Genomic DNA, 24,379 nt, shown 5'->3' with positions numbered 1-24,379 from the left:
CGGATCTCCCGCGGCCTGATCCCCGTACCCCGGCCGTCGCCATGGCCGGCGATCCCCGCGCCGTGCCGCTCGGCCTCCGCGAGGTCACCCCGGCAGGCGGCCCGGACACGCTCCGACGACAGCCACGACGGCCGACGCCGCCTACGGCACCTGCCGGCGCCGGGACCGTCAGTCCGTCTCGGCCAGCATCCTCGCCAGCACCGCCCGCTGCACCGGCCGTACCTCGCCGTGCAGCGCGCGCCCCTTCGGCGTGAGGGCCACCCGCACCCCGCGCCGGTCTTCCGGGCACATGGCCCGCTCCACCAGGCCGTCCTTCTCCAGCCGGCCGATGAGCCGGGACAGCGCGCTCTGGCTGAGGTGGACCCGGTCGGAGATCTCCTGCACCCGGTAGGCGGAGCCGCCGTCCGCCGCCGCGCCCTCGGCCAGCAGGTCGAGGACCTCGAAGTCACTCGCGCACAGGCCGTGCCCGTGCAGTGCCCGGTCCACTTCGCACTGGGTGCGGGCGTGCAGGGCGAGGATGTCCCGCCACTGCTCCACGAGCGCCTGTTCGGGCTGCTTCTTCGCCGCCATGACCGCACCGTAGCAGAGCGACGCGATTATTGCACCATCATTAAATGCACTTGCATCTCATGCACACGCATGTAAATGTACGCGGCATGACCTCTCCGCTCACCACCTCCGCGACCCCGTCCCCGGCGGTCCGCTGGACGCCCAGACTGTGGGGCACCCTGCTGGTGCTCTGCGCCGCGATGTTCCTGGACGCACTGGACGTGTCGATGGTCGGCGTCGCGCTGCCGTCCATCGGCTCGGATCTCGGCCTGACCACGTCGACCCTGCAATGGGTCGTCAGCGGCTACATCCTCGGTTACGGCGGCCTGCTCCTCCTCGGCGGCCGGACCGCCGACCTGCTCGGCAGGCGTCAGGTGTTCCTGGTGGCGCTCGGCGTCTTCGCACTGGCCTCGCTGCTCGGCGGACTCGTGGACTCCGGACCGCTGCTGATCGCCAGCCGCTTCATCAAGGGCCTGAGCGCGGCCTTCACGGCACCGGCGGGCCTGTCGATCATCACCACGACGTTCCCGGAGGGCCCGCTGCGCAACCGGGCCCTGTCGATCTACACCACCTGCGCCGCCGCCGGCTACTCCATGGGCCTGGTCTTCTCCGGGCTGCTCACCGAGGCCAGCTGGCGGTTCACCATGCTGCTGCCCGCCCCCGTCGCACTCCTCGCCCTGCTCGTGGGCACGAGGCTGCTGCCGCGCAGCGAGCGCGAACGCGACCACGGCGGCTACGACGTCCCGGGCGCCGTCCTCGGCACCGCCTCGATGCTGCTGCTGGTGTTCACCGTCGTCGAGGCGCCCGGCGCCGGGTGGGCCTCCGCCCGGACGCTGCTGTCCTTCGCCGCCGCGGCCGTCATGCTGGTCGCCTTCGTGCTGGTCGAGCTGCGCAGCCCGAGCCCGCTGATCCGGCTCGGGGTGCTGCGCTCCGGGCCGCAGGTCCGGGCCCAGCTGGGCGCGTTGACGTTCGTCGGCAGCTACACCGGGTTCCAGTTCCTGGTCACGCTCTGCATGCAGCAGGTGCTGGGCTGGTCGGCCCTGCACACGGCGCTGGCCTTCCTGCCGGCGGGCGCGCTGGTGGCGCTCTCCGCGACCAAGGTCGGGGCCGTCATCGACCGGTTCGGCACCGCGCGGCTGATCGTGGTCGGCTTCGTCCTCCTGGCGGTCGGGTACGTGCTGTTCCTGCGCGTCGACCTGCACCCGGTCTACGCGGCCGTGATCCTGCCGACCATGCTGCTGGTCGGCTCGGGCTTCGCGCTGACCTTCCCGTCCCTCAACGTGCAGGCCACCAACGGCGTGGACGAGCACGAGCAGGGCATGGTCTCCGGCCTGCTGAACACCTCGGTGCAGGTGGGCGGCGCGCTCTTCCTGGCCGTAGTGACGGCGGTGGTGACCGCGCACGCTCCCGCGAAGGCCACCCCGCAGGCCGTCCTGGACAGCTACCGGCCCGGGCTGGTCGTGGTCGCGGCCATGGCCGTCGTGGGACTGCTGCTGTCGCTCACCGGGTTGCGCCGTACCCGCCGGGGACGCTCGGTGGTGGTCGCGAGGTCCACCGTGACCGAGGCGAGCACCATGACCGGGGCGGGCACCGTGACCGAGGCGGACGCGGATCGCGTACCGGTCCGCGACTAGGCGAGACCGGGCGAAGAGGGCGACACCTCCGCGTGCGCCCGGGGGGACCGCTTGCCCCGCCGGGCGCACGCCTGTGAGACTGACGGGATGTACGCGGACGGGGGACGCCGGAACAAGGCGGAGCGGGACGCGGCGACGGTGGAGACCGGTTACGCGCTCGTCAGCGCCGCGTTCGCGGCGGCGGTGCTGTTCGGGGCCGTGGCCGGCCCCGCGCTCCTCTTCGACCTGCCCGACCTGCCGTCGAAGGTCCTGCCGCGGCTCGGCATGACGGTCGCGGCGGTCGTGTTCGTCGCCCGGGTGGTCAGCGTGCTGGTGCGCTTCCGGCGGACGGCTCAGCCCAGCCGGCCGGGCCGCACCAGCCCCGACTCGTAGGCGAGGACGACGAGTCGGGCGCGGTCCCGGGCGCCCACTTCACCATGGTCCGGCTCACGTGCCTCTTGGCCGTGAGCGGGCTGACCACCAGCCGGCGGGCGATCTCCTCGTTGGACAGACCGATGCCCACCAGCGCCATCACCTCCCGTTCCCGCTCGGTGAGCCGGGCGAGCGCGTCCGCGGCCGCGGGCTGCCTGGACCGCGCCGCGAACTCGGCGATGAGCCGGCGCGTGACACCCGGCGGCAGCAGTGCGTCCCCCTCGACCACCGCCCGTAACGCGCGCAGGAGTTCCTCCGGCTCGGTGTCCTTCGCGAGGAAGCCGGAGGCGCCCGCGCGGATCGCCTCGAAGACGTACTCGTCCGGCACCAGCAGGGAACGCGTCGAGCGTCTCGACGGTCACGGCGGCCACCGCCGACCCGTGGCCCGCCCGGCAAGGCACCCCGCCCGAGCCACCCCGCAGCAGGCGGCGCCCCGCTCAGCCCCGCCCCAGACCCACCCCCTCCGCCAGTCGGCCGGCCGCGTGGCGGAAGAACGCCTCCCGGTCCTCCACCACCCGGTTGAACTGGCCGAACAGCTCGAAGCCGATCAGTCCGAACAGCTGGGCCCAGGCCGCCACCAGCGCCACCGCGGCCTCCGGCGGCACGTCGGGGGCGAAGTCGGCGGCCATGCGCGCGCCCTCGGGACGCAGGCCGGCCGGGAGGGAGAGCGGGGAGAGGCCCGGGCCTTCGTGGGCGTCCCGCACGATGCCGATGAAGACCATGCCGACGCGGGCCGCGGCCGGGACGGTGGTCTCGGGGGCGGAGTAACCGGGCACGGGCGAGCCGTAGATCAGCGCGTACTCGTGCGGATGGGCGAGCGCCCAGTCGCGTACCGCCGCGCACACGGCGGTCCAGCGGTCCGGCGGCGGGGCGTCGGCCGCCGCGTCCCGGGCCCGCTCGGCCGCCTCGCCGACGGAGTCGTACGCGTCGATGATCAGGGCGGTCAGCAGCTCGTCCCGGCTGGGGAAGTAGCGGTACAGCGCCGACGAGACCATGCCCAGCTCGCGGGCCACGGCCCGCAGGGAAAGCTTGGCCGCGCCCTCCGCCGCCAGCTGTCTGCGTGCCGCCTCCTTGATGGCCGCGGTGACTTCCTGCCTGGCCCGCGCGCGGGCACCCTGTGCGGTGGTCATGCCAGCAGTGTGCCACGCGGAGAGAGCGGCGCACACGGACGAGAGCGGCGCCCCAAAAAGAGAGCACCGCTCTTGCGCTGGAGCACCCATCTCCCCCACACTGGAGCCAACCGAGAGCACCGCTCTCTCAAACCGCGGGGGGTCTCCATGCCGACACACGTCGTCAAGCCGGGCTGGTTCACCGTCAACGTCTTCAACCGGGCCGTCTCCTGGCTCACCCGGCGCGGCATCAGCATCTGGGGCTCCCGGGTCCTCGCGGTGCGGGGGCGCAAGAGCGGGCAGTGGCGCACCACGCCGGTCAACCTGCTGACGGTGGACGGGCAGCAGTACCTGCTCGCCCCGCGCGGCCACGTCCAGTGGACCCGGAACATGCGCGCGGCCGGCGGCGGCGAGCTGCGGCTCGGCAAGAACGTGGACGTCTTCACCGCGGCCGAGGTCGCCGACGACGACAAGGTCCCGCTGCTGCGGGCCTACCTCAAGCGCTGGAAGGCGGAGGTCGGGGTCTTCTTCAACGGCGTCGGCCCCGACTCCCCGGACGCGGAGCTGCGCCGGATCGCCCCCGACCACCCGGTCTTCCGCATCACCGTCACGAACTGACGGGCTCCTCCGCCGGGGCCGCCTGGCTCCGGTCGAACGCGGCCAGCGCGCGCTGGGCGATCGGGTGGGAGCGGACCAGCTCGCCCAGCGAGGTCGAACCCTGGGTGATGTCCCGGAACGCCCGCCAGGCCGGGCGGAACCCGGTGAGGGCGGCGTGGAAGAGACCGGGGCGCTTCTCGAACACCGCGAGCATCCGCTTGCCGACGCTCATCTCGACGCCGAGCCCCGCCTTGATGGCGAACGCGTAGTTCAGGGCCTGGCGGCGGGCGTCGACGGCGTCGTGCGCCTCGGCGATCCGGACCGCCCACTCCCCCGCCAGCCGGCCCGAGCGCAGCGCGAAGGAGATGCCCTCGCGGGTCCACGGCTCCAGCAGGCCGGCCGCGTCCCCGCAGACCAGCACCCGGCCCCGGGACAGCGGCGAGTCGTCGGCGCGGCAGCGGGTCAGGTGCCCGGAGGAGATGGCGGGCTCGAAGCCGGCGAGGCCCAGCCGGGCGATGAAGTCCTCCAGGTACCGCTTGGTGGCGGCGCCCTGACCGCGCGCGGAGATCACGCCGACCGTCAGCGTGTCGCCCTTCGGGAAGACCCAGCCGTAACTGCCCGGCATCGGACCCCAGTCGATGAGGACCCGGCCCTTCCAGTCCTCGGCGACCGTCTCCGGCACCGGGATCTCCGCCTCCAGGCCGAGGTCGACCTGGTCGAGCTTCACACCGACGTGGGCGCCTATCCGGCTGGCGCTGCCGTCGGCGCCGACGACCGCGCGGGCCAGCACGGTCTCCCCGCCCTGGAGGACGACGGCGACCGTACGCCGGTCCGGCACCGCCGAGCCGTGCTGCTCCACCCGCTGCACGGTGACTCCCGTACGCAGCTCGGCGCCCGCCTTCTGGGCGTGCTCGACCAGTTGCTGGTCGAACTCGGGGCGGTTGATCAGCCCGAACAGCATCTGCTTGGAGCGGCGGGTGCGGGTGAAGCGGCCGTTGTTGGAGAAGGTGACCGCGTGCACCCGGTCCTGGAAGGGCAGCTCGAAGCCGGGCGGCAGCGCGTCGCGCGAGGGGCCGATGATGCCGCCGCCGCACGTCTTGTAACGGGGCAACTCGGCCTTCTCCAGCAACAGCACGCGCCGTCCCGCGACCGCCGCCGCGTAGGCGGCCGAGGCGCCCGCGGGGCCCGCGCCCACCACGACGACGTCCCAGACCCGCTGCACGTCGTCCGCCGAAGAGTTCTCGCCGCTCACGATGGTCTACCGCTCCGATCAAGCCGTTGCCGAGTGTCCTGTCGCATCCTACGGCGGCCGTCCGCGCAGGCCACTGTGGGAGGATCGGTCTACGCCGTACAACGTCGCACCTACGAGGAGCGTGCCCATGCCGTCGAATCCGGTCGCCGAGACCGTCGCCTCGCTGCTGCCCCGGGCGAAGGCGGAGCTGACCGAACTCGTCGCCTTCAAGTCGGTGGCGGACTTCACGCAGTTCCCGAAGAGCGAGAGCGACGCCGCCGCGGGCTGGATAGCCGACGCCCTGCGCGCCGAGGGCTTCACGGACGTGGCCCTGCTGGACACCCCGGACGGCACGCGGTCCGTGTACGGCCACCTCCCGGGCCCGGAGGGTGCGAAAACGGTTCTCCTGTACGCGCACTACGACGTGCAGCCCCCGCTGGACGAGGCCGGCTGGGCCACCCCGCCGTTCGAGCTGACCGAGCGGGACGGCCGCTGGTACGGCCGCGGGACCGCCGACTGCAAGGGCGGCTTCATCATGCACCTGCTCGCGCTGCGCGCCCTCAAGGCGAACGGCGGCGTCCCGGTGCACGTGAAGGTGATCGTGGAGGGCTCGGAGGAGCAGGGCACGGGCGGCCTGGAGCGGTACGCCGAGCAGCACCCCGAGCTGCTGGAGGCGGACACGATCGTCATCGGTGACGCGGGCAACTTCCGGGCCGGTCTGCCGACCGTGACCACCACGCTGCGCGGGATGATCCTGCTCCGGGTGCGGATCGACACCCTGGCCGGCAACCTGCACTCGGGCCAGTTCGGCGGCGCCGCGCCGGACGCGCTGGCCGCGCTGATCCGGGTGCTGGACTCGCTGCGCGCCGAGGACGGCTCCACCACGGTGGACGGCCTGGACGCCACGGCCGGGTGGGACGGCCTGGAGTACGACGAGGAGCAGTTCCGCGCGGACGCCAAGGTGCTGGACGGGGTCGGGCTGATCGGTGACGGTTCGGTCGCCGACCGCATCTGGGCCCGCCCGGCGGTCACCGTCCTCGGCATCGACTGCCCGCCGGTCGTGGGGGCCACCCCCTCGGTGCAGTCGAGCGCCCGCGCCCTGGTCAGCCTGCGGGTGCCGCCGGGCGTGGACGCGGCGGAGGCGGGCAAGCTGCTCCAGGCGCACATCGAGGCGCACACCCCGTGGGGCGCCCGGGTCAGCACCGAGCAGATCGGCCAGGGCCAGCCGTTCAGCGCCGACACCTCCAGCCCCGCCTACCAGGCGATGGCCGACGCGATGGCGGTGGCCTACCCCGGCGAGACCATGAGTTACGCGGGCCAGGGCGGCTCCATCCCGCTGTGCAACACGCTCGCCGGTCTCTACCCGCAGGCGGAGATCCTGCTCATCGGGCTGAGCGAGCCGGAGGCGCAGATCCACGCGGTCAACGAGAGCGTCTCCCCCGAGGAACTGGAGCGGCTGTCGGTCGCGGAGGCGCTGTTCCTGCGCAACTACGCGGCGAGCTGAACCGTTCTGCCCAGGGCAGAGGGCCCTCGCCACCCGCGGGGGCCCTTCCCACGATCGGCGCATGGACGTCATCGAACTGCTGCCCCGCCTGCACCTGTTGCGCTTCCCGGTCGGCCAGGCCTACCTCTGGCGCGACGGCGGCGAACTGACCCTGATCGACGCGGGCCTGATCGGCTCCGGCCGGGCGATCGCGGACGCGGTCACCGCTTCGGGGCGCGCCCCGCGGGACGTACGACGCGTCGTCCTGACCCACTTCCACGAGGACCACGTGGGCGGGGCGGGCGAGTTCGCCGCGCTGAGCGGGGCGGAGGTGCTGGCGCACCCTCTGGACGCCCCCTTCGTGCGGGGTGAGCGGCCCGGTCCGGCGCCGCGCTTCGAGGAGTGGGAGCTGCCGGTCCACGCGGAGGCGGCCCGGCACCTGCCCGAGGGCCCCCGGGTGCCTCCGGCCGCCCTCACCGAGGTGACGGACGCAGACGTGCTCGGCTTCGGCGGCGGGGCACGGGTGGTGCACGTCCCGGGCCACACCGACGGCAGCATCGCGCTGTTCCTGCCCGCGCACGGCGTGCTCTTCACCGGGGACACGGTGGCGGCGGCGCCGGACGACGGGACGCCGGTGGCGGGGGTGTTCAACCTGGACCGGGCCCGGCTGCTCGCCTCGATCGGACGGTTGGCGGACCTCGGTGCGGAGGTGGCCTGCTTCGGCCACGGCGATCCGGTGCTGAGCGGCGCCACCGCCGCGCTCCGCTCGATCGTCGCGGCGCCGGGTCAGCCGACCGGTACGCCCGCCTCCAGGTAGAGCGCGCTGCCCCGCTCCCGGGCGCGCAGCGCCCAGCGCAGCCGCTCGTACCGGACGGGGGGCAGCATCGAGGCGGCCTCCTGTTCCGTGGCGAACCGCCAGGCGCGCAGTTCCGGGCCGGGCAGCAGCACCCGGGACGCCTCCGCGGACGCCAGCCGGCCCCCGTCGAACAGCAGGCGCAGCCCGCCGAAGCCGGGCGGAACGGGCCGCTCCCAGTCCACGACGAGCAGCCGGGGCACCTCGCGCAGCTGTATCCCGGTCTCCTCGGCGACCTCGCGCATCCCGGCGCGGGCCGGAGCCTCGCCCCGCTCCACCACACCACCGGGGAACTCCCAGCCGGGCTTGTACGTGGGGTCGACCAGCAGGACCCGGTCGTGCTCGTCGAAGAGCAGCACGCCGGCGGCGAGCGTCTCGGCGGTCGGCTCGGGGGTCTGGACGATGTCGCAGGCGGGCACGGCCCCGGCGCCGACGGCGTCGGCGATGCGGACGGCGGTCTCGTACGGGGTGAGGTCGCTGGTGTCGACCGGGTGGGCGTCGGCGGTGAGCCAGGAGGCGAGGGCGGCGCGGTACGGCTCGATGTGGTCGTACGACCACTGCCGTACGCGTATCTCGCCGTCGGGCAGGCCGGGCGGGATCTCCCGCCCGGCTATCCGCTCGCGCAGGATCGTTTCGGCCGGGGCCAGCAGCAGATGGTGCACGGTGATCCGGCGGGCGGCGAGAGCACCGAAGATCTCGTCCCGGTACTCCTGGCGGAGCAGGGTCATGGGCACGACGAGGGTGCCGCCCAGCTCGGCGAGCATCGCGGCGGCGGTGTCGACCACCATCCGGCGCCAGATCGGCAGGTCCTGGAAGTCGCCGACCTCGGCCAGGCGCTTGGGCGGCAGCAGGTGCGTGAGCGCCCCGCCGATGACCTCGGGGTCGAAGAGCGCGCTGTTCGGGATCAGTTCGATCAGTTCGCGTGCCGTGGTGGTCTTTCCCGCACCGAACGCGCCGTTGATCCAGACGACGGTCACGGACTCCCCCTCCTGTGTCGGCCCCCTGAGGCTTGCCCGCTCCACCCTGCCACGGAAACCCCCTCCCGTTGAGGGCGCCTGTCCGCGCGCGCACGGGAGTGCCGGCGCCCCCTGCGGCGGGGACACCGGCACGCACGCCGTACGCCGTCGGCGGTTACTCGTGTCCGAGCGCGCCGTGGTCGACGTCCAGGCTGTCCTGGGCGACGAGATGGCCGGCCGAGTCGAGGGTGTCCGAGACGTTGAGGTCGCCGAGGGGTGCCTGGTCCGCCGCGTGGGACGGGGTGACGGCGGCCACGACGAACCCGGCCGCGAGGGTGGCGAGGGCGAGCATGCTGCGCTTCTTCATGCGCTGATCAACTGCGCGGAGGGGGAAGGAGTCACGCTGTGGCTCCCGTGCACCAGGGCTGCGGCCTTCCCCAAACAAACACAGCCGAACATTCGACAACCCTCTTCCAACACAGTCAGACACGTCCTACCGTAAACGCGCACTGATGACGCGTACACGCAGTCATCCCGGTATCGCGAGTCGGAGGAACGTCGACGATGCGTCACCCTCACACCCGCACGACCCGCACCACACGCCGAAGAGTGGCCGGAGCGCTCACCGCCGCGCTGCTGTGCGCGACGGGCCTCGCCGCCCCCGCCCTGGCGGCGCCCGCCCGGAGCCCCGCCGCGCCCGCCCTCGCCGACGGGCTCGCCCTCACCCCGCCGATGGGCTTCAACAACTGGAACTCCACCCACTGCCGCGCCGAGTTCAACGCGTCCATGGTCGAGGGCATCGCGGACCTCTTCGTGGAGAAGGGCCTGAAGGCCGCGGGCTACCAGTACGTCAACCTGGACGACTGCTGGGCCCTGCCCGACCGTGACGCGAACGGCAAGCTGGTGCCCGACCCGGCCCGCTTCCCCGACGGCATCAAGGCGGTCGCGGACTACGTCCACGCCAAGGGCCTCAAGCTCGGCATCTACACCAGCGCCGGCACCAAGACCTGCGACAGCACCGGCTTCCCGGGCGCCCTGGGCCACGAGTACAGCGACGCACGGCAGTTCGCCGACTGGGGCGTGGACTACCTCAAGTACGACAACTGCAACAACCAGGGCGTGGACGCCCAGCAGCGCTACCGGACCATGCGGGACGCGCTGAAGGCGACCGGGCGGCCCATCGTCTACAGCATCTGCGAGTGGGGGCAGAACAAGCCCTGGGAGTGGGCCTCGGACGTCGGCCACCTGTGGCGGACCACCGGCGACATCAGCGACAACTGGGGCTCGATGCTGTCGATCCTGAAGCAGAACCTCCCGCTCGCCCCCTACGCCGGCCCCGGTCACTGGAACGACCCCGACATGCTGGAGGTCGGCAACGGCGGCATGACGGACACCGAGTACCGCTCGCACTTCTCGCTCTGGTCGGTGATGGCCGCGCCCCTGCTCATCGGCACCGACCTGCGCAAGGCGACCCCGGCGACCTACGACATCCTGGGCAACAAGGAGGTCATCGCCGTCGACCAGGACCCGCTCGGCAAGCAGGGCACCGTCGTCTCCTCCGAGGGCGGGCGCTGGGTCGTCGCCAAGGAGATGGAGGACGGCAGCCGCGCGGTGGCCCTCTTCAACGAGTCCGGCACCGCCCAGCGGATCGCCACCAGCGCGCGTGCCGTCGGCCTGCCGGACGCCGACGCCTACGCCCTGCGGGACCTGTGGCAGCACCGCACGTACAACACCGCCGGCGCCATCGCCGCCACCGTCCCGGCGCACGGCACGGTCCTGCTGCGCGTCGCGGCCGACCCGCGCTGGGCCGCCCACCCGCCGGCCGTCGACCTCGGCCTGGACGGCAGCACGCTGCTGGAGGCGGCCCGCCCGGCCACGCTCACCAGCACCGTCACCGATCTCGGCCGGACACCCGCGCGACGGGTCTCCGTGTCGCTGACCGGCCCCGCCGGCTGGACGGTACGGCCCACCTCGGCGACCTCGGCCTCCGCGCTCGCCCCCGGCGGGACGCTGCGCACCGGCTGGCAGGTGACCGCGCCGTCCGGAACCCCGGCCGGCTCCTACGGCCTCACGCTCACGACGAACTACCGCTCGCCGTCCGGCACACCGGTCACCAGCACCCTCGCGCTGACCGCGTCCGTCGTCGTGCCGCCGCCCGCCGGGACGTCGTACCTCGGTGACCTGCCGTGGCTGTCGGCGACCAACGGCTGGGGGCCGGTGGAGCGGAACACCAGCAACGGGGAGAGCGCCGCCGGCGACGGCAACCCGCTGACCATCGGCGGGACGGTGTACGCCAAGGGGCTCGGCGTCCACGCGCCCAGCGACATCTCCTTCTACACCGGCAAGGCCTGCGAGAAGGTCACGGCGGAGGTCGGCGTGGACGACGAGAAGGGCACGAAGGGCACCGTCGCCTTCGAGATCTGGGCGGACGGCAGGAAGGCCGCGTCCACCGGCGTCCTCACCAACGCGATGCCCGCCCAGCCGCTCACCGCCGACGTCACCGGCGCCCAGGTGGTACGGCTGGTCGTCACGGACGGGAACGACGGCGTCGACTCCGACCACGCGGACTGGGCAGACGCCCGCCTCAGCTGCTGATCCCGCGACTCCACCGGCCGCCGGCCTGGGGGCTGGACCCGGGGTTCACCGGGAGCCGGCGCCGGCCCTGGGCTCGGTCGGAGACCGCGCCCAGGGGCTCCGCCAACGCCCCAGTCGACCCCGCCGATCCCCCGCCCAGAGCCGCATCCAGGGGCTCCACCGAGAGCTGAACCCGGGAGTCCTCCGGAAACCGGGACCGCCGAGCCCCCGCCCGGCGCCGGCCCCTGGGCTCGGTCCGGAACCGGGCCCAGGACTTCGCCGACTCAGCAGTCCACCCCGCCGATCCCCCGTCCAGAGCCGCATCCAGGGGCACCAGCGAGAGCTGAAGGAAGGCGGGCCCGGGACTCCGCCGACTCACCAACCGTCCCCGTCGAAACCCCGCCCGGTGTCGGCCCCGGGGCTCACCGAGAGCTGTGTCCGGCCGCCGTCGGAAGCTGAACCCGGCGCCTCGCCAGGTCGCCGCCTGATCGGGCCCGGCGCAGTCCCGGCTCCGCCTCGCTGCCCGAACCGGCGAACCCTGACGGCTCGCCGCCCGCTCCACCAGCAGCTCCCGGCGACTTTGGCCCAGCAACGTCGGACGGCTCGCCACCCGACCCGGCCCCGCCTGGAAGCCTCACGCCCCGCCCGGCGCCCCGGGCGCCTCGCTGCCGTCAACCGGCGGAGCCTACCGGCTTGCCGTCGCCGGGTCCGGGGTGCGGGTCAGGGCCGCCGCTGCCGCGCCGACCAGGCCGGCGTCGGTGCCCATCTGGGCGGGGACGACGGTCAGGCGCCGCACGAAGGACAGGGTCGCGTAGTCGGTGAGGGCCTTGCGCAGGGGCGTGAACAGGACCTCGCCCGCCTTGCCGACGCCCCCGCCGACCACCGCGATGTCGATCTCGACCAGGGTCGCGGTGGCCGCGATGCCGGCGGCGAGCGCCTGCGCCGCCCGCTCGAAGGAGGCCACGGCCACCGGGTCGCCCGCGCGGGCCGCCGCGGCCACCGCGGCGGCCGAGGTGTCACCGTCCGGCCCCGGACGCCAGCCGTGCTCCAGGGCCCGGCGGGCGATGTTCGGGCCGCTGGCGATCCGCTCCACGCAGCCACGCGAGCCGCACGGGCAGAGATCGCCGTCGAGGTCCACGCTGATGTGGCCGATGTGCCCGGCGTTGCCGGTCGGACCGGGATGCAGGCGTCCGCCCAGCACCAGGCCACCGCCGACGCCCGTCGAGACCACCATGCACAGCGCGTTGTCGTGGCCGCGCGCCGCGCCCTGCCAGTGCTCGGCCGCGGTGATCGCGACACCGTCGCCGATCAGCTCCACCGGCAGGCCCCCGGTGACCGTACGCACCCGGTCCACCAGCGGGAAGTCGCGCCAGCCCGGCACGTTCACCGGGCTGACGGTGCCCGCGGAGGCGTCGACCGGACCGGCGCTGCCGATGCCGACCGAGCCCGCGCGTTCCCACAGGGGCGACCCGGCGAGGTCGCCGAGCACCTCCGTCACGGCCCGCATGACCGTTTCGCCGTCCTGCTGGGCGGGCGTGGCGCGCTGGGTCCTGGCCAGGATCCGGCCGCCGCCGTCCACCAGCGCGCCGGCGATCTTGGTGCCGCCGATGTCCAGGGCCGCCACGAGGTCGGTGTGCATCAGAGTCAGATCTCCCCGTTCAAGCTTGAAAATCAAAGAGAGGCAGGCCGGTCGAGCGGTGGGGGCGCAGGCCGGGGACAGCGGTGGACAGTCTCTCGCGCATCTGACAACGTTGTCCAGGCTCTATGCTCGACGCCACATCCTCATACAAGCCCACGGATCGCGCACCACCCCCCGCTACCCCCCGTGGACGAGTCGGACGAGAGACAGGACAGACGCATCGTGCCCGAGACCACCCGCCGAGCAGACCGCCGTCCCGGTAACCGGTACGGCAACCGTCCGACGATGAAGGACGTGGCGGCGCGCGCCGGGGTCGGACTGAAGACGGTCTCCCGGGTGGTCAACGGCGAGCCCGGGGTCACCCCGGACACCGAGCGCCGGGTGCAGGAGGCGATCGAGGCGCTCGGCTTCCGCCGCAACGACAGTGCCCGCGTGCTGCGCAAGGGCCGGACGGCGAGCATCGGCCTGGTGCTGGAGGACCTCGCGGACCCGTTCTACGGCCCGCTCAGCCGCGCCGTCGAGGAGGTGGCCCGCGCGCACGGCGCGCTGCTGATCAACGGGTCCAGCGCCGAGGACCCCGAGCGCGAGCAGGAGCTGGCGCTGGCGCTGTGCGCGCGCCGGGTGGACGGTCTGGTGGTGATCCCGGCCGGGGACGACCACCGCTATCTGGAGCCGGAGATCAGGGCGGGTGTGGCGACCGTGTTCGTGGACCGCCCGGCCGGACGGATCGACGCGGACGTCGTGCTGTCCGACAACTACGGCGGCTCCCGCGACGGGGTAGCGCACCTCCTCGCGCACGGGCACCGCCGGATCGGTTTCATCGGCGACATGCCCCGCATCCACACCGCGGCGGAGCGGCTGCGCGGCTACCGGGCGGCCATGGAGGACGCGGGCATAGCCGTCGAGGAGCGCTGGATGTCCCTCGGCGCGACGAATCCGGAGCGGGTGCGCCGGGCGGCGGAGGAGATGCTGTCCGGCGCCGACCCGGTCACCGCGATCTTCGCCGGCAACAACCGGGTGACGGTCACCGTGATCCGGGTCCTCGCCGAGCACTCCCGGCCGGTGGCGCTCGTCGGCTTCGACGACATCGAGCTGGCCGATCTGCTCCAGCCCGGCGTCACGGTCGTCGCCCAGGACGCGGCGGCCCTCGGCCGCACCGCCGCCGAACGCCTCTTCCGTCAGCTGGAGGGCACCCTGCTCGCCCCCGAACGCATCGAACTGCCGACCCGCCTGATCACCCGCGGCTCGGGCGAACTGCCCCCGGCGGTGTGAGGGGCCCGCGGCGGCGGGCCTCGCAGCCGTAGGCCCGGGCCGGGCCCCGCACGCCGGCGACCGGGATGAGGCCGCCCTTGCCGCCCGGCCGGCGGACGTGCTCCCCCGGCCGGCGGACGTGCTCCCCCGGCCGGACGGCCCGCGTCCTCCTTACTGCTTACTGCCCCGAAGCCGTCAGGTCGCCGCGGCGGGGGGACGCGAAGCTCTCCAGGCCGGCGCGGGTCAGGCCGGTGAGGCGGGCGACCTCGGGGAGGTCGAGGGCGCCGCAGTCGAGGCCGCGCAGCAGGTAGCCGCTGAGGGCCTTGGCGGTGGCGGGCTCGTCCATGACGTCGCCGCCGGCCCGGTCGGCGTACCGGGCGAGGCGGGCCGCCGCCTGTTCGAACCCCTCGCGGTAGAAGGCGAAGACGGCCGCGTAACGGGTGGGGAGGTGGCCGGGGTGCATGTCCCAGCCCTGGTAGTAGGCGCGGGCGAGGGCGCGGCGGGTGAGGCCGTAGTGCAGGCGCCAGGCGTCGTGGACCTTGGCCGTCGGGCCGACGGGGAGGACGTTGGTGGAGCCGTCGGACACGCGGACGCCGGTGCCGGCCGCCGCGACCTGCATCACCGCCTTGGCGTGGTCGGCGGCCGGGTGGTCGCTGGCCTGGTAGGCGGCGGAGACGCCGAGGCAGGCGCTGTAGTCGAAGGTGCCGTAGTGCAGCCCGGTGGCGCGGCCCTCGGCGGCCTGGATCATGCGGGCGACGGTGGCGGTGCCGTCGGTGGCGAGGATGGCCTGGCTGGTCTCGATCTGGATCTCGAAGCCCAGGCGGCCGGCGTCCAGGCCGTGCGTCTTCTCGAAGGACTCCAGGAGCCGGACGAAGGCGCCGACCTGCTCGGGGTAGGTGACCTTGGGCAGGGTGAGGACCAGCCCCTCGGGCGGGCCCCCGGCCGCCATGAGGCCGGTGAGGAAGACGTCGAGGGTGCGGATGCCGCGGTCGCGTACGGCGGCTTCCATGCACTTCACGCGGATGCCCATGTACGGCGCCGCCGTGCCGTTCGCGTACGCCTCGGCGATCAGACGGGCCGCGCGGGCGGCCGCCTCGTCCTCTTCGGCGTCGGGCCGGGGGCCGTAGCCGTCCTCGAAGTCGACGCGCAGGTCCTCGACGGGCTCGCGCTCCAGCTTGGCGCGGACGCGGGAGTGGACCGGCTCGGCCAGTTCGGCGGGCAGGCCGAGGACCGCCGCGAAGGAGGCCGCGTCCGGGGCGTGTTCGTCGAGCAGGGCGAGCGCCTGGTCGCCCCAGGAGCGCAGCGTGTCCGCGGTGAAGGCGTCCCCGGGGACGTACACGGTGTGGACGGGCTGCCGGGTGCCGGGGTCTCCGGGGTAGCGGCGTTCCAGTTCCGCGTCGACCGGTGCGAGGGAGGCGCTGATCTCCTCGCTGACGGTGCCCGCGAGGCTCGTCGCCACCTTCTCCTGCTGACCCATCCCACACCCTCCAATTTTCCGCTCTACGGAATCAACAATCCGTAGAATGAAGTTATCTGGGTGATTCTCACTGGTCAACACCCCGTCCGGACCCTGGCCGCCCCTTCCGTCCGCCTGTCACCAGGATGCGCCGAGGCCCCGGTGACCGATGCGGTCACCGGGGCCTCGGCGCGAGCCCTGGGAGGACTCAGCCCTTGCGGGCCTTGATCTCCTCGGTCAGCTGCGGGACGACGTCGAACAGGTCGCCGACCACACCGAAGTCGACCAGCTCGAAGATCGGCGCCTCGGCGTCCTTGTTGACGGCCACGATCGTCTTCGAGGTCTGCATGCCGGCGCGGTGCTGGATCGCACCGGAGATGCCGTTGGCGACGTAGAGCTGCGGAGAGACCGACTTGCCGGTCTGGCCGACCTGGTTGGTGTGCGGGTACCAGCCGGCGTCCACGGCGGCACGCGAGGCGCCGACGGCCGCGCCGAGCTGGTCGGCGAGGGCCTCGATGATCGAGAAGTTCTCGGCGCCGTTGACACCGCGGCCGCCGGAGACCACGATCGCGGCCTCGGTCAGCTCCGGGCGGCCCGTCGACTCACGCGGCGTACGGCCGGTGATCTTCGTGCCGGTCGCCTTGTCCGAGAAGGTCACGGACAGGGCCTCGACCGCGCCCGCGGCCGGGGCGGCCTCGACGGCGGCCGAGTTCGGCTTGACCGTGATGACCGGGGTGCCCTTGATGACGCGCGACTTGGTGGTGAAGGACGCGGCGAACACCGACTGGGTGGCCACCGGGCCCTCGTCGCCGGCCTCCAGGTCGACGGCGTCGGTGATGATGCCGGAGCCGATGCGCAGCGCCAGGCGGGCGGCGATCTCCTTGCCCTCGGCGGAGGACGGGACCAGCACGGCGGCCGGGGAGACGGCCTCGTAGGCGGCCTGGAGGGCGTCCACCTTCGGCACGACCAGGTACTCGGCGTACTCGGACGCGTCGTGGGTGAGGACCTTCACCGCGCCGTGCTCGGCGAGCGTGGCGGCGGTGTCGGCGGCGCCATTGCCCAGCGCGACGGCGACGGGCTCGCCGAGGCGACGGGCCAGGGTCAGCAGCTCCAGGGTGGGCTTGCGGACGGCACCGTCCACGTGGTCGACGTAGACGAGGACTTCAGCCATGGGATTGCTCTCCTGCGAAACGAAGTTGAGGGGCGGTCAGCGGGGGCGAGCCTCAGATGAACTTCTGGCTCGCGAGGAACTCAGCGAGCTGCTTGCCGCCCTCGCCCTCGTCCTTGACGATGGTGCCGGCCGTGCGGGCCGGACGCGCGGTCGCGGCCTCGACCTTGGTGAACGCGCCGTCCAGGCCGACCTCCTCGGCCTCGATGTCGAGGTCGGACAGGTCCCAGGACTCCACCGGCTTCTTCTTGGCCGCCATGATGCCCTTGAAGGACGGGTAGCGGGCCTCGCCCGACTGGTCGGTGACGGAGACGACGGCCGGGAGCTGCGCCTCGAGCTGCTCCGAGGCGGCGTCGCCGTCGCGGCGGCCCTTGACCGTGCCGTCCTCGACGGAGACCTCGGACAGCAGCGTGACCTGCGGGACCCCGAGGCGCTCGGCGACCAGCGCCGGGACGACGCCCATGGTGCCGTCGGTGGAGGCCATGCCGGAGACGACCAGGTCGTAGCCGGCCTTCTCGATGGCCTTGGCCAGGACCAGGGAGGTGCCGATGGCGTCGGTGCCGTGCAGGTCGTCGTCCTCGACGTGGATGGCCTTGTCGGCACCCATCGAGAGGGCCTTGCGGAGCGCGTCCTTGGCGTCCTCGGGGCCGATCGTCAGGACGGTGACCTCGGCGTCGTCCGCGTTCTCCGCGATCTGGAGGGCCTGCTCGACCGCGTACTCGTCCAGCTCGGAGAGCAGACCGTCCACGTCGTCGCGGTCGACGGTCAGGTCATCGGCGAAGTGCCGGTCGCCAGTGGCGTCGGGCACGTACTTCACAGTGACAACGATCCTCAAGCTCACGCCGGCTCTCCTACTGCATCGTCATTTCGGGCTGCCTCTTGCAGGCAGCATAGGCGCCTCAATCGGCCGATCCCGGTCGGGGCGTCCGCGCGCTCCGAACGAGATATTACTCGCCAGTACACCTAGTGCCTGCCCGCTAAGCAAGCGCTTTGAACTGTGACGTTCGCAACGCAGCGTAACCGGAACCCGACGGCCTCGCAGGAGGGGGCGGAGCGGTCGGGACGTGATCAATCCCGCAGGCCGTTGAAGCGGCCCTGGTGGTAGAGGAGCGGGCGGCCGGCGCCCGAAGGGTCGCCGAGGACCACCTCGGCGAGCACGATCCGGTGATCACCGGCCGGGACCCGCCCGACGATCCTGCACACCAGCCAGGCGAGCACGTCGTCCAGCACGGGGACGCCTTCCGGGCCCTCCCGCCAGACGGTGGGCGCGCCGAAGCGGTCGGCGCCGCTGCGGGCGAAGGTGGCGGCCAGCTCGCTCTGGTGCTCGCCGAGTATGTGCACGCCCACGTGGTCGGCCTCGGCCACCGCGGGCCAGCTGGAGGCGCCGGTGCCGATGCCGAACGAGACCAGGGGCGGGTCGGCGGAGACGGAGGTCAGGGAGGTGGCGGTGAAGCCGACCGGGCCAAAGGCGCCGCGCGCGGTGATCACCGCCACGCCGGCGGCGTGCCGGCGGAAGGTGGAGCGCAGCAGGTCGGAGGAGGCGGGCCGGGCGGCGCCGAGGTCGGGAGTGGCCGTCATGGAACTGTCCTTCTGCGGGAGTCGGGGCGTGGGTCCGTGGCAGCTCAACGGCCCGGACAGCGCGCGCTCGCGGTGCGGGCCAGGTCGACGTGGACCCGACCGTGGAGAAGGAGTTCGGTCGGCATACGGTCAGGCTGACGATGGATGGCGCGTGCAGTCAAGCCGGCTCCGGGATGCGGAAGACGCCTCACCGTTCCCTGACACCCGCTCACACCGCCTCCCCGAGCGCCGCGATGACGTCCGCCGTGCGCGGCTGCCCGGTGGCGCGCCGCACCACCCGCCCGCCGGCGTCGAGGACGAGGACGGTGGGCGTCTTGAGGATCTCCAGTTCGCGTACGAGGTCCAGGTGCGCCTCGGCGTCGACCTCGACGTGGGTGACGCCCGGGACCATTGCGGCGACCCCGGCGAGGACGCGCCGGGTGGCCCGGCAGGGTGCGCAGAAGGCGCTGGAGAACTGTACGAGCGTGGCGCGCTGACCCAGTTCGCCGCCGAGTTCGGCCGCACCGAGCCGCCTTCCGTCGTCGTGCCCGCGCACCCGCGTTCTCCCCTTCCGCCGTCCGTACGGCTCTTCATGGGCGCCCGCCGCCGCGAGCACCGCCCGGCACACCACCGGTCGTACTCCATACAAGCGTTCCCGCGCCCGCGATGATTCCCCGGGGGCCCCGACGCGGCGACAGCCGTCAGGGTGCGGCATATTCCCCCCTTCACGGGGAACCACGACACGTGTGGAGTAAAGGAACGTGAGGATCCACGGTGGGATGTAGGCCGACGTGACGAGGATCTCGCCGCCGCGGGGCACCAGGACTGGCTCCCCGTCCGTTCTTCGGGCACGATCTGCGAGACGCCGTAAACCTACGGCTGCGTAACTTTCCCGCCGGGAGCCCCTTTCCCGAGCAGAGCAGAAAGGGTCCACCCCGCCCATGGCAGAGCTGGTCTACCGTCCCGTCATCGGTTTCGCCAAGACGCTGTTCAAGGTCTGGGATCTGAAGATCGACTGCCAGGGGTCGGAGAACATCCCGCGCGCGGGCGGCGCGGTTCTGGTGAGCAATCACATCAGCTACCTGGACTTCATCTTCAACGGTCTGGCCGCGCTGCCGCAGAAGCGCCTGGTGCGGTTCATGGCCAAGGAGTCGGTCTTCCGGCACAAGGTCTCCGGTCCGCTGATGCGGGGCATGAAGCACATCCCGGTGGACCGCGCGCAGGGCGAAACGGCGTACGCGCACGCCCTGGACTCGCTGCGCTCCGGCGAGGTCATCGGGGTGTTCCCGGAGGCGACGATCTCCGAGTCGTTCACGCTGAAGAGCTTCAAGTCGGGCGCGGCCCGGCTCGCCCAGGAGGCGGGCGTCCCGCTGGTCCCGATGGCGGTGTGGGGCACGCAGCGGCTGTGGACGAAGGGCCACCCCCGCAACTTCAAGCGCGACCACCTGCCCGTCACCGTCCGCGTCGGCGAGCCGGTGGAGGCACCGCGCGACCAGTACGCCGGCGCGATCACCCGCCGCCTGCGCGAACGCGTCCAGGAACTGCTGGACGCCGCCCAGCGCGCGTACCCGGGCCGTCCCAAGGACCCGCAGGACACCTGGTGGCTGCCCTCCCACCTGGGCGGCACCGCACCGACGACCGAGGAACTGCGCACGGCCGGCGCCCACTGAGGCCCACGGCACGGAGCGGGGAACGCGGTCCCGGCCGCCGGCCGGCCCACGTCATGCCCGACGCCACTGGCCACCCGCTCCGGCGCTCCTCCGGCCCGGGGTCCGGCCGTCTCCTTCAGAGTGTGCCCGGGAGCGTCCTCCACAGGTGCGGCCGGTCCGGCGCGGCCCGCAGGGCGGCGAGGACGACCGGGTGCGGTGCGGCGTACAGGACCGGATAGTCCACCTCGTGGGACGAGGGGTCAGGGATCCAGGCCAGCCGCTCGCCGTCCAGCGAGAACCGGGCGTCGACACCCGGCTTGTTCCCGCGGGGGTCCTGCCGGTGCCAGGCGCCGCGGAAGCGGACGGCGACCAGGCCGTGGACCGCGTGCCCGCCCTCACCGTCCCCCAATCGCTGGTAGCACAGGGCGGCCGGGATGTCCTCGGCCCGCAACAGGGCGGCCAGGGCATGGGACTTGGCGTAGCAGATGCCCGTACCGAGGGCCAGCACGTCGGAGGCGCGCCAGGTGACGCGGAGGTCGCCCGAGTCCTGGGAGTGCGGGATGGCGTCCCGGACGAACTCATAGGCGGCCCGCGCATAGTCATACGAGTCGGAGACCTCCGCCGCCAGCCGGGCGGCGGTGGCCCGGACGAGCGGATGATGGTGGTCGATGACGTCGTCGGCGGCCAGGTAGGCGGACAGGTCGGCGGTGTCCTGGATGAGCTCCATGCCCGCAGAGCATAGGAACGCGATCACCCGAGAGTCAATGACTTTTCAGGCGACCGCATACCTATGCAGAGCAGGAGGGGGAGATCCCGCGGCTAGCGCGCCATCTCCTCCTTCAGCGCCGCCACGAAGGTGTCGACGTCGTCCTCCGTGGTGTCGAAGGAGCACATCCAGCGCACCACCCCGGCGCCCTCGTCCCAGAAGTAGAAACGGAACCGCTTCTGGAGCCGCTCACTCACGTCGTGCGGCAGCTTGGCGAAGACACCGTTGGCCTGCACCGGGTAAAGGATCTCCACGCCGTGCACCGCGCGGACGCCCTCGGCGAGCCGCTGGGCCATCTCGTTGGCGTGCCGGGCGTTGCGCAGCCACAGGTCCTTGGCGAGGAGCGCCTCCAACTGCACGGAGACGAAACGCATCTTGGAGGCCAGCTGCATCGACATCTTGCGCAGGTGCTTCATCTGCCGCACCGCGCCGGGGTTGAGCACGACGACCGCCTCGCCGAACACGGCGCCGTTCTTCGTGCCGCCGAGGGAGAGGATGTCGACGCCGACCGCGTTGGTGAACGTCCGCATGGGCACGTCCAGGGAGGCGGCCGCGTTGGCTATCCGGGAGCCGTCCAGGTGCACCTTCATGCCGTGCGCGTGGGCGTGCTCGCAGATCGCGCGGATCTCCTCGGGCGTGTAGAGGGTGCCCAGCTCGGTGCTCTGGGTGATCGACACCACCTGGGGCATCGCCCGGTGCTCGTCCTCCCAGCCCCAGGCCTGCCGGTCGATCAGCTCGGGCGTGAGCTTGCCGTCCGGCGTCGGCACGGTGAGCAGCTTGAGCCCGCCCATGCGCTCGGGCGCACCGCCCTCGTCCACGTTGATGTGCGCGCTCTCGGCGCAGACCACCGCGCCCCAGCGGTCCGTGACCGCCTGGAGCGCGACCACGTTCGCGCCGGTGCCGTTGAAGACCGGGAAGGCCTCCGCGGTGGCCCCGAAGTGGCTCCGGATGATCCGCTGGAGGTTCTCGGTGTAGTCGTCCTCGCCGTACGCCACCTGGTGGCCGCCGTTCGCCAGGGCCAGGGCGGCCAGCACCTCCGGGTGCGCTCCGGCGTAGTTGTCACTGGCGAAACCGCGGACCTGCGGGTCGTGGTGGCGACGCGCGTCGGTCTTCGGAGGGTTCACGGCTTCTCGGTCAGCCACAGACGGTTTCCGTTCACTTCCGCGGCGGGCTTGCTCCAGACGCCCACGACGGCCTCGGCCAGGTCCTTGACGTCCGTGAAGCCCGCGAACTTCGCGTTGGGGCGTTCGGCGCGCATCGCGTCGTGCACCAGCGCCTTCACCACCAGGATGGTAGCCGCGGACGTCGGCCCCTCGGGGCCGCCCGCCTTGCGGAAGTAGTCGGCCAGGGCCAGCGTCCACGCCTCGGCGGCGGCCTTGGCCGCGGAGTACGCGGCGTTGCCGGCGGTCGGCTTCGACGCACCGGCCGCGCTGATCAGCACGTACCGGCCGCGCTCGCTGCGCTGCAGCGCCTCGTGGAAGGCGAGGGAGGTGTGCTGCACGGTCTTGACGAGCAGCAGCTCCAGGAAGTCCCAGTCGTCCAGGCTGGTCTTGGTGAACGTCTCGCTGCCGCGCCAGCCGCCCACCAGGTGCACCAGCCCGTCGACCCGGCCGAAGTCCTTCTCGATGTGCGCGGCCCAGTCCCGGGTGGACTGCAGATCGAGCAGGTCCACCGTGTCACCGGTGACGGTCGCGCCACCGGAGGCGTACCGGGCCGCGTCGACGGCCTCGGACAGCCGCTGCGGGTCGTTGTCCGCCCCGACGACGGTCGCCCCGGCCTCGGCGAGCCGCAGCAGCGCCGCGCGCCCGGCGGGTCCGCCCGCACCGGCCACCGCGATCACCGCGCCGCTGAGCGGTCCGTTCGTCCCGTTCCCCATGTTCTTCCCCTCTGAAGCAGTGTTCCGGCCGACGCGGTCGCTCACGCGGCGATCCGCTCGGCGGTGTCCGCCGTGATGCCCTTGGTGGAGGCGATCACATTCTTCAGCTTCTTGGACAGGGCCTCATAGAACATGCTCAGCGGAAACTCGTCCGGAAGCACGTCGTCCACGAGCTTGCGCGGGGGCTGGGTCAGGTCCAGGGCGTCCGGGCCCTTGGCCCACCGGGAGCCGGGGTGCGGGGCGAGGTAGGTGGAGACCAGCTGGTAGCCGGCGAACCAGTGCACCAGCTTCGGGCGGTCGATGCCGTCCCGGTAGAGCTTCTCTATCTCGGCGCACAGCTGGTTGGTGACCTGCGGGGCGCGCTCCCAGTCGATGGAGAGCTTGTTGTCGGTCCAGCGGACGACGTCGTGCTTGTGCAGGTAGGCGAAGAGCAGCTGGCCGCCGAGGCCGTCGTAGTTGCGGTTGCGGTCGCCGGTGACCGGGAAGCGGAACATCCGGTCGAAGAGGACCGCGTACTGCACGTCCCGGGCCTGCGGGACGCCGTCCGCCTGGAGCTTCACGGCCTCCTTGAAGGCGGTGAGGTCACAGCGCAGCTCCTCCAGGCCGTACATCCAGAACGGCTGGCGCTGCTTGATCATGAACGGGTCGAACGGCAGGTCGCCGTGGCTGTGGGTGCGGTCGTGGACCATGTCCCAGAGCACGAAGGCCTCTTCGCAGCGCTTCTGGTCGTGGACCATCGCGGCGATGTCCTCGGGCAGCTCCAGGCCCAGGAGGTCGACGGCGGCCTCGGTCACGCGGCGGAAGCGGGCGGCCTCGCGGTCGCAGAAGATGCCACCCCAGGAGAAACGTTCCGGCGCCTCGCGCACGGCGATCGTCTCCGGGAAGAGCACGGCGGAGTTGGTGTCGTAGCCCGAGGTGAAGTCCTCGAAGGTGATGCCGCAGAAGAGCGGGTTGTCGTACCGGGTGCGCTCCAGCTCGGCCAGCCAGTCCGGCCAGACCATGCGCAGGACGACCGCCTCCAGGTTGCGGTCCGGGTTGCCGTTCTGCGTGTACATCGGGAAGACGACCAGGTGCTGCAGGCCGTCGGCGCGGTTCGCGGCCGGGTTGAAGGCCAGCAGGGAGTCCAGGAAGTCCGGGACCTGGAAGCCGCCTTCGGCCCAGCGGCGCAGGTCCCTCACCAGCGCCTCGTGGTAGGCGGCGTCGTGCGGGAGGAGCGGGGAGAGCCGCTCGACCGCGTCGGCGACACGCTCGACGGCCGCCGCGGCGTCGGCCCGCTCCGGGGCGCCCTCGGCGTCGAAGTCGATCGATCCGTCCTTCGACTGCCATGGCCGGATCTGCTCCACGGCATCCTTGAGCACGGGCCAGGCCGGGTGCTCCACCACCCTGTTCAGCGGAGAAACCTGCTCCTCCACACCCGACTGCACAAGAATTTCCGTCATGTCCCATCCTCCACAGGAGAACCTCGCGTGCAGACACCGTATGCATACCCGGTTTCTCTCAGCAAGAGCAGATTCGGGAAATTATTCTGTCCACCCCCTTGGTCACCGACATTTTTCCTGCGGTAAACCGTGACGGCGCTCACTTCCGCGACAACATGCGAGCCAGGGGCGGCCATGGTCC

Annotated in this window: 23 protein-coding genes and 1 pseudogene; 8 read left to right on the top strand and 16 right to left on the bottom strand. The window is 72.6% G+C overall.

Annotated elements, in window-relative coordinates:
* Positions 1–168: 168 nt before the first annotated feature.
* The gene (locus ACZ5DC_RS35395; RefSeq protein ID WP_468659727.1) at positions 169–570 is read right to left on the bottom strand and encodes a MarR family winged helix-turn-helix transcriptional regulator; all 402 of its coding nucleotides are present in this window, start codon (positions 568–570) and stop codon (positions 169–171) included.
* A gap of 86 nt (positions 571–656) precedes the next feature.
* On the opposite strand from ACZ5DC_RS35395, the gene ACZ5DC_RS35390 reads away from it, so the two are divergent.
* Both ACZ5DC_RS35390 and ACZ5DC_RS35385 read left to right on the top strand, forming a co-directional pair.
* Complete coding sequence (locus ACZ5DC_RS35390) at positions 657–2,183, top strand: MFS transporter (protein WP_468659725.1); 1,527 nt, start codon at positions 657–659, stop codon at positions 2,181–2,183.
* Positions 2,184–2,270: 87 nt separating this feature from the next.
* Positions 2,271–2,555 carry a DUF6332 family protein gene (locus ACZ5DC_RS35385; protein WP_468659723.1) on the top strand — a complete coding sequence of 95 codons (285 nt, stop codon included), beginning with the start codon at positions 2,271–2,273 and terminating at the stop codon, positions 2,553–2,555.
* On the opposite strand, the pseudogene ACZ5DC_RS35380 reads toward ACZ5DC_RS35385, so the two are convergent.
* A pseudogene (locus ACZ5DC_RS35380) lies at positions 2,516–2,916 on the bottom strand (LuxR C-terminal-related transcriptional regulator); the annotation flags it as partial. The gene ACZ5DC_RS35385 and the pseudogene ACZ5DC_RS35380 overlap by 40 nt on opposite strands.
* Before the next feature lie 115 nt (positions 2,917–3,031).
* The gene (locus ACZ5DC_RS35375) at positions 3,032–3,724 is read right to left on the bottom strand and encodes a TetR/AcrR family transcriptional regulator (RefSeq protein ID WP_468659721.1); all 693 of its coding nucleotides are present in this window, start codon (positions 3,722–3,724) and stop codon (positions 3,032–3,034) included.
* Between the two features lie 147 nt (positions 3,725–3,871).
* Here ACZ5DC_RS35375 and ACZ5DC_RS35370 point away from each other — a divergent pair, with 147 nt between their 5' ends.
* Positions 3,872–4,321, top strand: a complete 450-nt coding sequence (locus tag ACZ5DC_RS35370; RefSeq protein ID WP_366751555.1) for a nitroreductase family deazaflavin-dependent oxidoreductase — start codon at positions 3,872–3,874, stop codon at positions 4,319–4,321.
* Here ACZ5DC_RS35370 and ACZ5DC_RS35365 read toward each other — a convergent pair.
* Entirely contained in the window at positions 4,311–5,552 is a 1,242-nt protein-coding gene (locus ACZ5DC_RS35365; protein WP_468659719.1) for a geranylgeranyl reductase family protein, read from the bottom strand. The genes ACZ5DC_RS35370 and ACZ5DC_RS35365 overlap by 11 nt on opposite strands.
* Before the next feature lie 127 nt (positions 5,553–5,679).
* Here ACZ5DC_RS35365 and ACZ5DC_RS35360 point away from each other — a divergent pair, with 127 nt between their 5' ends.
* Both ACZ5DC_RS35360 and ACZ5DC_RS35355 read left to right on the top strand, forming a co-directional pair.
* Positions 5,680–7,035 (top strand): M20/M25/M40 family metallo-hydrolase, encoded by a 1,356-nt coding sequence (locus ACZ5DC_RS35360; protein WP_468659717.1) that lies wholly within the window; start codon positions 5,680–5,682, stop codon positions 7,033–7,035.
* Between the two features lie 61 nt (positions 7,036–7,096).
* Positions 7,097–7,831 carry an MBL fold metallo-hydrolase gene (locus tag ACZ5DC_RS35355; RefSeq protein ID WP_468659715.1) on the top strand — a complete coding sequence of 245 codons (735 nt, stop codon included), beginning with the start codon at positions 7,097–7,099 and terminating at the stop codon, positions 7,829–7,831.
* Here the strand turns inward: ACZ5DC_RS35355 and ACZ5DC_RS35350 are convergent.
* Complete coding sequence (locus ACZ5DC_RS35350) at positions 7,801–8,844, bottom strand: NUDIX hydrolase (RefSeq protein WP_468659714.1); 1,044 nt, start codon at positions 8,842–8,844, stop codon at positions 7,801–7,803. The two genes, ACZ5DC_RS35355 and ACZ5DC_RS35350, sit on opposite strands and share 31 nt — an antisense overlap.
* A gap of 154 nt (positions 8,845–8,998) precedes the next feature.
* Positions 8,999–9,190: a hypothetical protein gene (locus ACZ5DC_RS35345; protein ID WP_366751560.1), complete on the bottom strand. Its 192-nt coding sequence runs from the start codon at positions 9,188–9,190 to the stop codon at positions 8,999–9,001.
* Between the two features lie 197 nt (positions 9,191–9,387).
* On the opposite strand from ACZ5DC_RS35345, the gene ACZ5DC_RS35340 reads away from it, so the two are divergent.
* Positions 9,388–11,418 carry an NPCBM/NEW2 domain-containing protein gene (locus ACZ5DC_RS35340; RefSeq protein ID WP_468659712.1) on the top strand — a complete coding sequence of 677 codons (2,031 nt, stop codon included), beginning with the start codon at positions 9,388–9,390 and terminating at the stop codon, positions 11,416–11,418.
* Positions 11,419–12,082: 664 nt separating this feature from the next.
* Here the strand turns inward: ACZ5DC_RS35340 and ACZ5DC_RS35335 are convergent.
* Positions 12,083–13,036, bottom strand: a complete 954-nt coding sequence (locus ACZ5DC_RS35335) for an ROK family protein (protein WP_468659710.1) — start codon at positions 13,034–13,036, stop codon at positions 12,083–12,085.
* Between the two features lie 222 nt (positions 13,037–13,258).
* Here ACZ5DC_RS35335 and ACZ5DC_RS35330 point away from each other — a divergent pair, with 222 nt between their 5' ends.
* Entirely contained in the window at positions 13,259–14,308 is a 1,050-nt protein-coding gene (locus ACZ5DC_RS35330; RefSeq protein WP_366751563.1) for a LacI family DNA-binding transcriptional regulator, read from the top strand.
* Between the two features lie 157 nt (positions 14,309–14,465).
* Here the strand turns inward: ACZ5DC_RS35330 and ACZ5DC_RS35325 are convergent, their stop codons facing one another.
* The 5 genes from ACZ5DC_RS35325 to ACZ5DC_RS35305 all read right to left on the bottom strand — a co-directional run bounded on the left by ACZ5DC_RS35325 (position 14,466) and on the right by ACZ5DC_RS35305 (position 19,099).
* Complete coding sequence (locus tag ACZ5DC_RS35325; protein WP_468659708.1) at positions 14,466–15,764, bottom strand: DUF6986 family protein; 1,299 nt, start codon at positions 15,762–15,764, stop codon at positions 14,466–14,468.
* A gap of 187 nt (positions 15,765–15,951) precedes the next feature.
* Complete coding sequence (locus ACZ5DC_RS35320) at positions 15,952–16,914, bottom strand: electron transfer flavoprotein subunit alpha/FixB family protein (protein ID WP_468659706.1); 963 nt, start codon at positions 16,912–16,914, stop codon at positions 15,952–15,954.
* Between the two features lie 52 nt (positions 16,915–16,966).
* The gene (locus tag ACZ5DC_RS35315; RefSeq protein WP_468659704.1) at positions 16,967–17,752 is read right to left on the bottom strand and encodes an electron transfer flavoprotein subunit beta/FixA family protein; all 786 of its coding nucleotides are present in this window, start codon (positions 17,750–17,752) and stop codon (positions 16,967–16,969) included.
* Between the two features lie 227 nt (positions 17,753–17,979).
* Complete coding sequence (locus ACZ5DC_RS35310; RefSeq protein WP_468659702.1) at positions 17,980–18,489, bottom strand: flavin reductase family protein; 510 nt, start codon at positions 18,487–18,489, stop codon at positions 17,980–17,982.
* A 208-nt stretch (positions 18,490–18,697) separates the two neighbouring features.
* On the bottom strand, positions 18,698–19,099 hold the full coding sequence (locus ACZ5DC_RS35305) for a thioredoxin family protein (protein ID WP_468659700.1): 402 nt from the start codon (positions 19,097–19,099) through the stop codon (positions 18,698–18,700).
* A 310-nt stretch (positions 19,100–19,409) separates the two neighbouring features.
* On the opposite strand from ACZ5DC_RS35305, the gene ACZ5DC_RS35300 reads away from it, so the two are divergent.
* Complete coding sequence (locus ACZ5DC_RS35300; RefSeq protein WP_468659698.1) at positions 19,410–20,138, top strand: lysophospholipid acyltransferase family protein; 729 nt, start codon at positions 19,410–19,412, stop codon at positions 20,136–20,138.
* Between the two features lie 115 nt (positions 20,139–20,253).
* Here the strand turns inward: ACZ5DC_RS35300 and ACZ5DC_RS35295 are convergent, their stop codons facing one another.
* The 4 genes from ACZ5DC_RS35295 to ACZ5DC_RS35280 form a co-directional block, all read right to left on the bottom strand.
* A complete protein-coding gene (locus ACZ5DC_RS35295; RefSeq protein ID WP_468659696.1) occupies positions 20,254–20,844 on the bottom strand; it encodes a transglutaminase-like domain-containing protein in 591 nt (196 codons plus the stop codon).
* A 92-nt stretch (positions 20,845–20,936) separates the two neighbouring features.
* The gene (locus ACZ5DC_RS35290; RefSeq protein ID WP_468659694.1) at positions 20,937–22,007 is read right to left on the bottom strand and encodes a threonine aldolase family protein; all 1,071 of its coding nucleotides are present in this window, start codon (positions 22,005–22,007) and stop codon (positions 20,937–20,939) included.
* Complete coding sequence (locus ACZ5DC_RS35285; RefSeq protein ID WP_468659692.1) at positions 22,004–22,759, bottom strand: SDR family NAD(P)-dependent oxidoreductase; 756 nt, start codon at positions 22,757–22,759, stop codon at positions 22,004–22,006. The genes ACZ5DC_RS35290 and ACZ5DC_RS35285 overlap by 4 nt, the downstream gene beginning before the upstream one ends.
* A gap of 41 nt (positions 22,760–22,800) precedes the next feature.
* Entirely contained in the window at positions 22,801–24,198 is a 1,398-nt protein-coding gene (locus ACZ5DC_RS35280) for a DUF6421 family protein (RefSeq protein ID WP_468659690.1), read from the bottom strand.
* Positions 24,199–24,379: the final 181 nt, after the last annotated feature.

The organism is Streptomyces sp. NPDC031445, assembly GCF_055581365.1.
The sequence above is the reverse complement of the archived record's forward strand: the minus strand, read 5'-3'. Positions and strand labels throughout refer to the sequence as shown.

Excerpts from the sequence above, each read along its gene's own strand:
- ACZ5DC_RS35355 (WP_468659715.1), top strand. The coding sequence starts at position 7,097 with ATGGACGTCATCGAACTGCTGCCCCGCCTGCACCTGTTGCGCTTCCCG.
- ACZ5DC_RS35335 (WP_468659710.1), bottom strand. The coding sequence starts at position 13,036 with ATGCACACCGACCTCGTGGCGGCCCTGGACATCGGCGGCACCAAGATC.
- ACZ5DC_RS35360 (WP_468659717.1), top strand. The coding sequence starts at position 5,680 with ATGCCGTCGAATCCGGTCGCCGAGACCGTCGCCTCGCTGCTGCCCCGG.
- ACZ5DC_RS35370 (WP_366751555.1), top strand. The coding sequence starts at position 3,872 with ATGCCGACACACGTCGTCAAGCCGGGCTGGTTCACCGTCAACGTCTTC.
- ACZ5DC_RS35320 (WP_468659706.1), bottom strand. The coding sequence starts at position 16,914 with ATGGCTGAAGTCCTCGTCTACGTCGACCACGTGGACGGTGCCGTCCGC.
- ACZ5DC_RS35390 (WP_468659725.1), top strand. The coding sequence starts at position 657 with ATGACCTCTCCGCTCACCACCTCCGCGACCCCGTCCCCGGCGGTCCGC.
- ACZ5DC_RS35385 (WP_468659723.1), top strand. The coding sequence starts at position 2,271 with ATGTACGCGGACGGGGGACGCCGGAACAAGGCGGAGCGGGACGCGGCG.
- ACZ5DC_RS35375 (WP_468659721.1), bottom strand. The coding sequence starts at position 3,724 with ATGACCACCGCACAGGGTGCCCGCGCGCGGGCCAGGCAGGAAGTCACC.
- ACZ5DC_RS35295 (WP_468659696.1), bottom strand. The coding sequence starts at position 20,844 with ATGGAGCTCATCCAGGACACCGCCGACCTGTCCGCCTACCTGGCCGCC.
- ACZ5DC_RS35310 (WP_468659702.1), bottom strand. The coding sequence starts at position 18,489 with ATGACGGCCACTCCCGACCTCGGCGCCGCCCGGCCCGCCTCCTCCGAC.
- ACZ5DC_RS35280 (WP_468659690.1), bottom strand. The coding sequence starts at position 24,198 with ATGACGGAAATTCTTGTGCAGTCGGGTGTGGAGGAGCAGGTTTCTCCG.
- ACZ5DC_RS35285 (WP_468659692.1), bottom strand. The coding sequence starts at position 22,759 with ATGGGGAACGGGACGAACGGACCGCTCAGCGGCGCGGTGATCGCGGTG.
- ACZ5DC_RS35300 (WP_468659698.1), top strand. The coding sequence starts at position 19,410 with ATGGCAGAGCTGGTCTACCGTCCCGTCATCGGTTTCGCCAAGACGCTG.
- ACZ5DC_RS35325 (WP_468659708.1), bottom strand. The coding sequence starts at position 15,764 with ATGGGTCAGCAGGAGAAGGTGGCGACGAGCCTCGCGGGCACCGTCAGC.
- ACZ5DC_RS35345 (WP_366751560.1), bottom strand. The coding sequence starts at position 9,190 with ATGAAGAAGCGCAGCATGCTCGCCCTCGCCACCCTCGCGGCCGGGTTC.
- ACZ5DC_RS35395 (WP_468659727.1), bottom strand. The coding sequence starts at position 570 with ATGGCGGCGAAGAAGCAGCCCGAACAGGCGCTCGTGGAGCAGTGGCGG.
- ACZ5DC_RS35340 (WP_468659712.1), top strand. The coding sequence starts at position 9,388 with ATGCGTCACCCTCACACCCGCACGACCCGCACCACACGCCGAAGAGTG.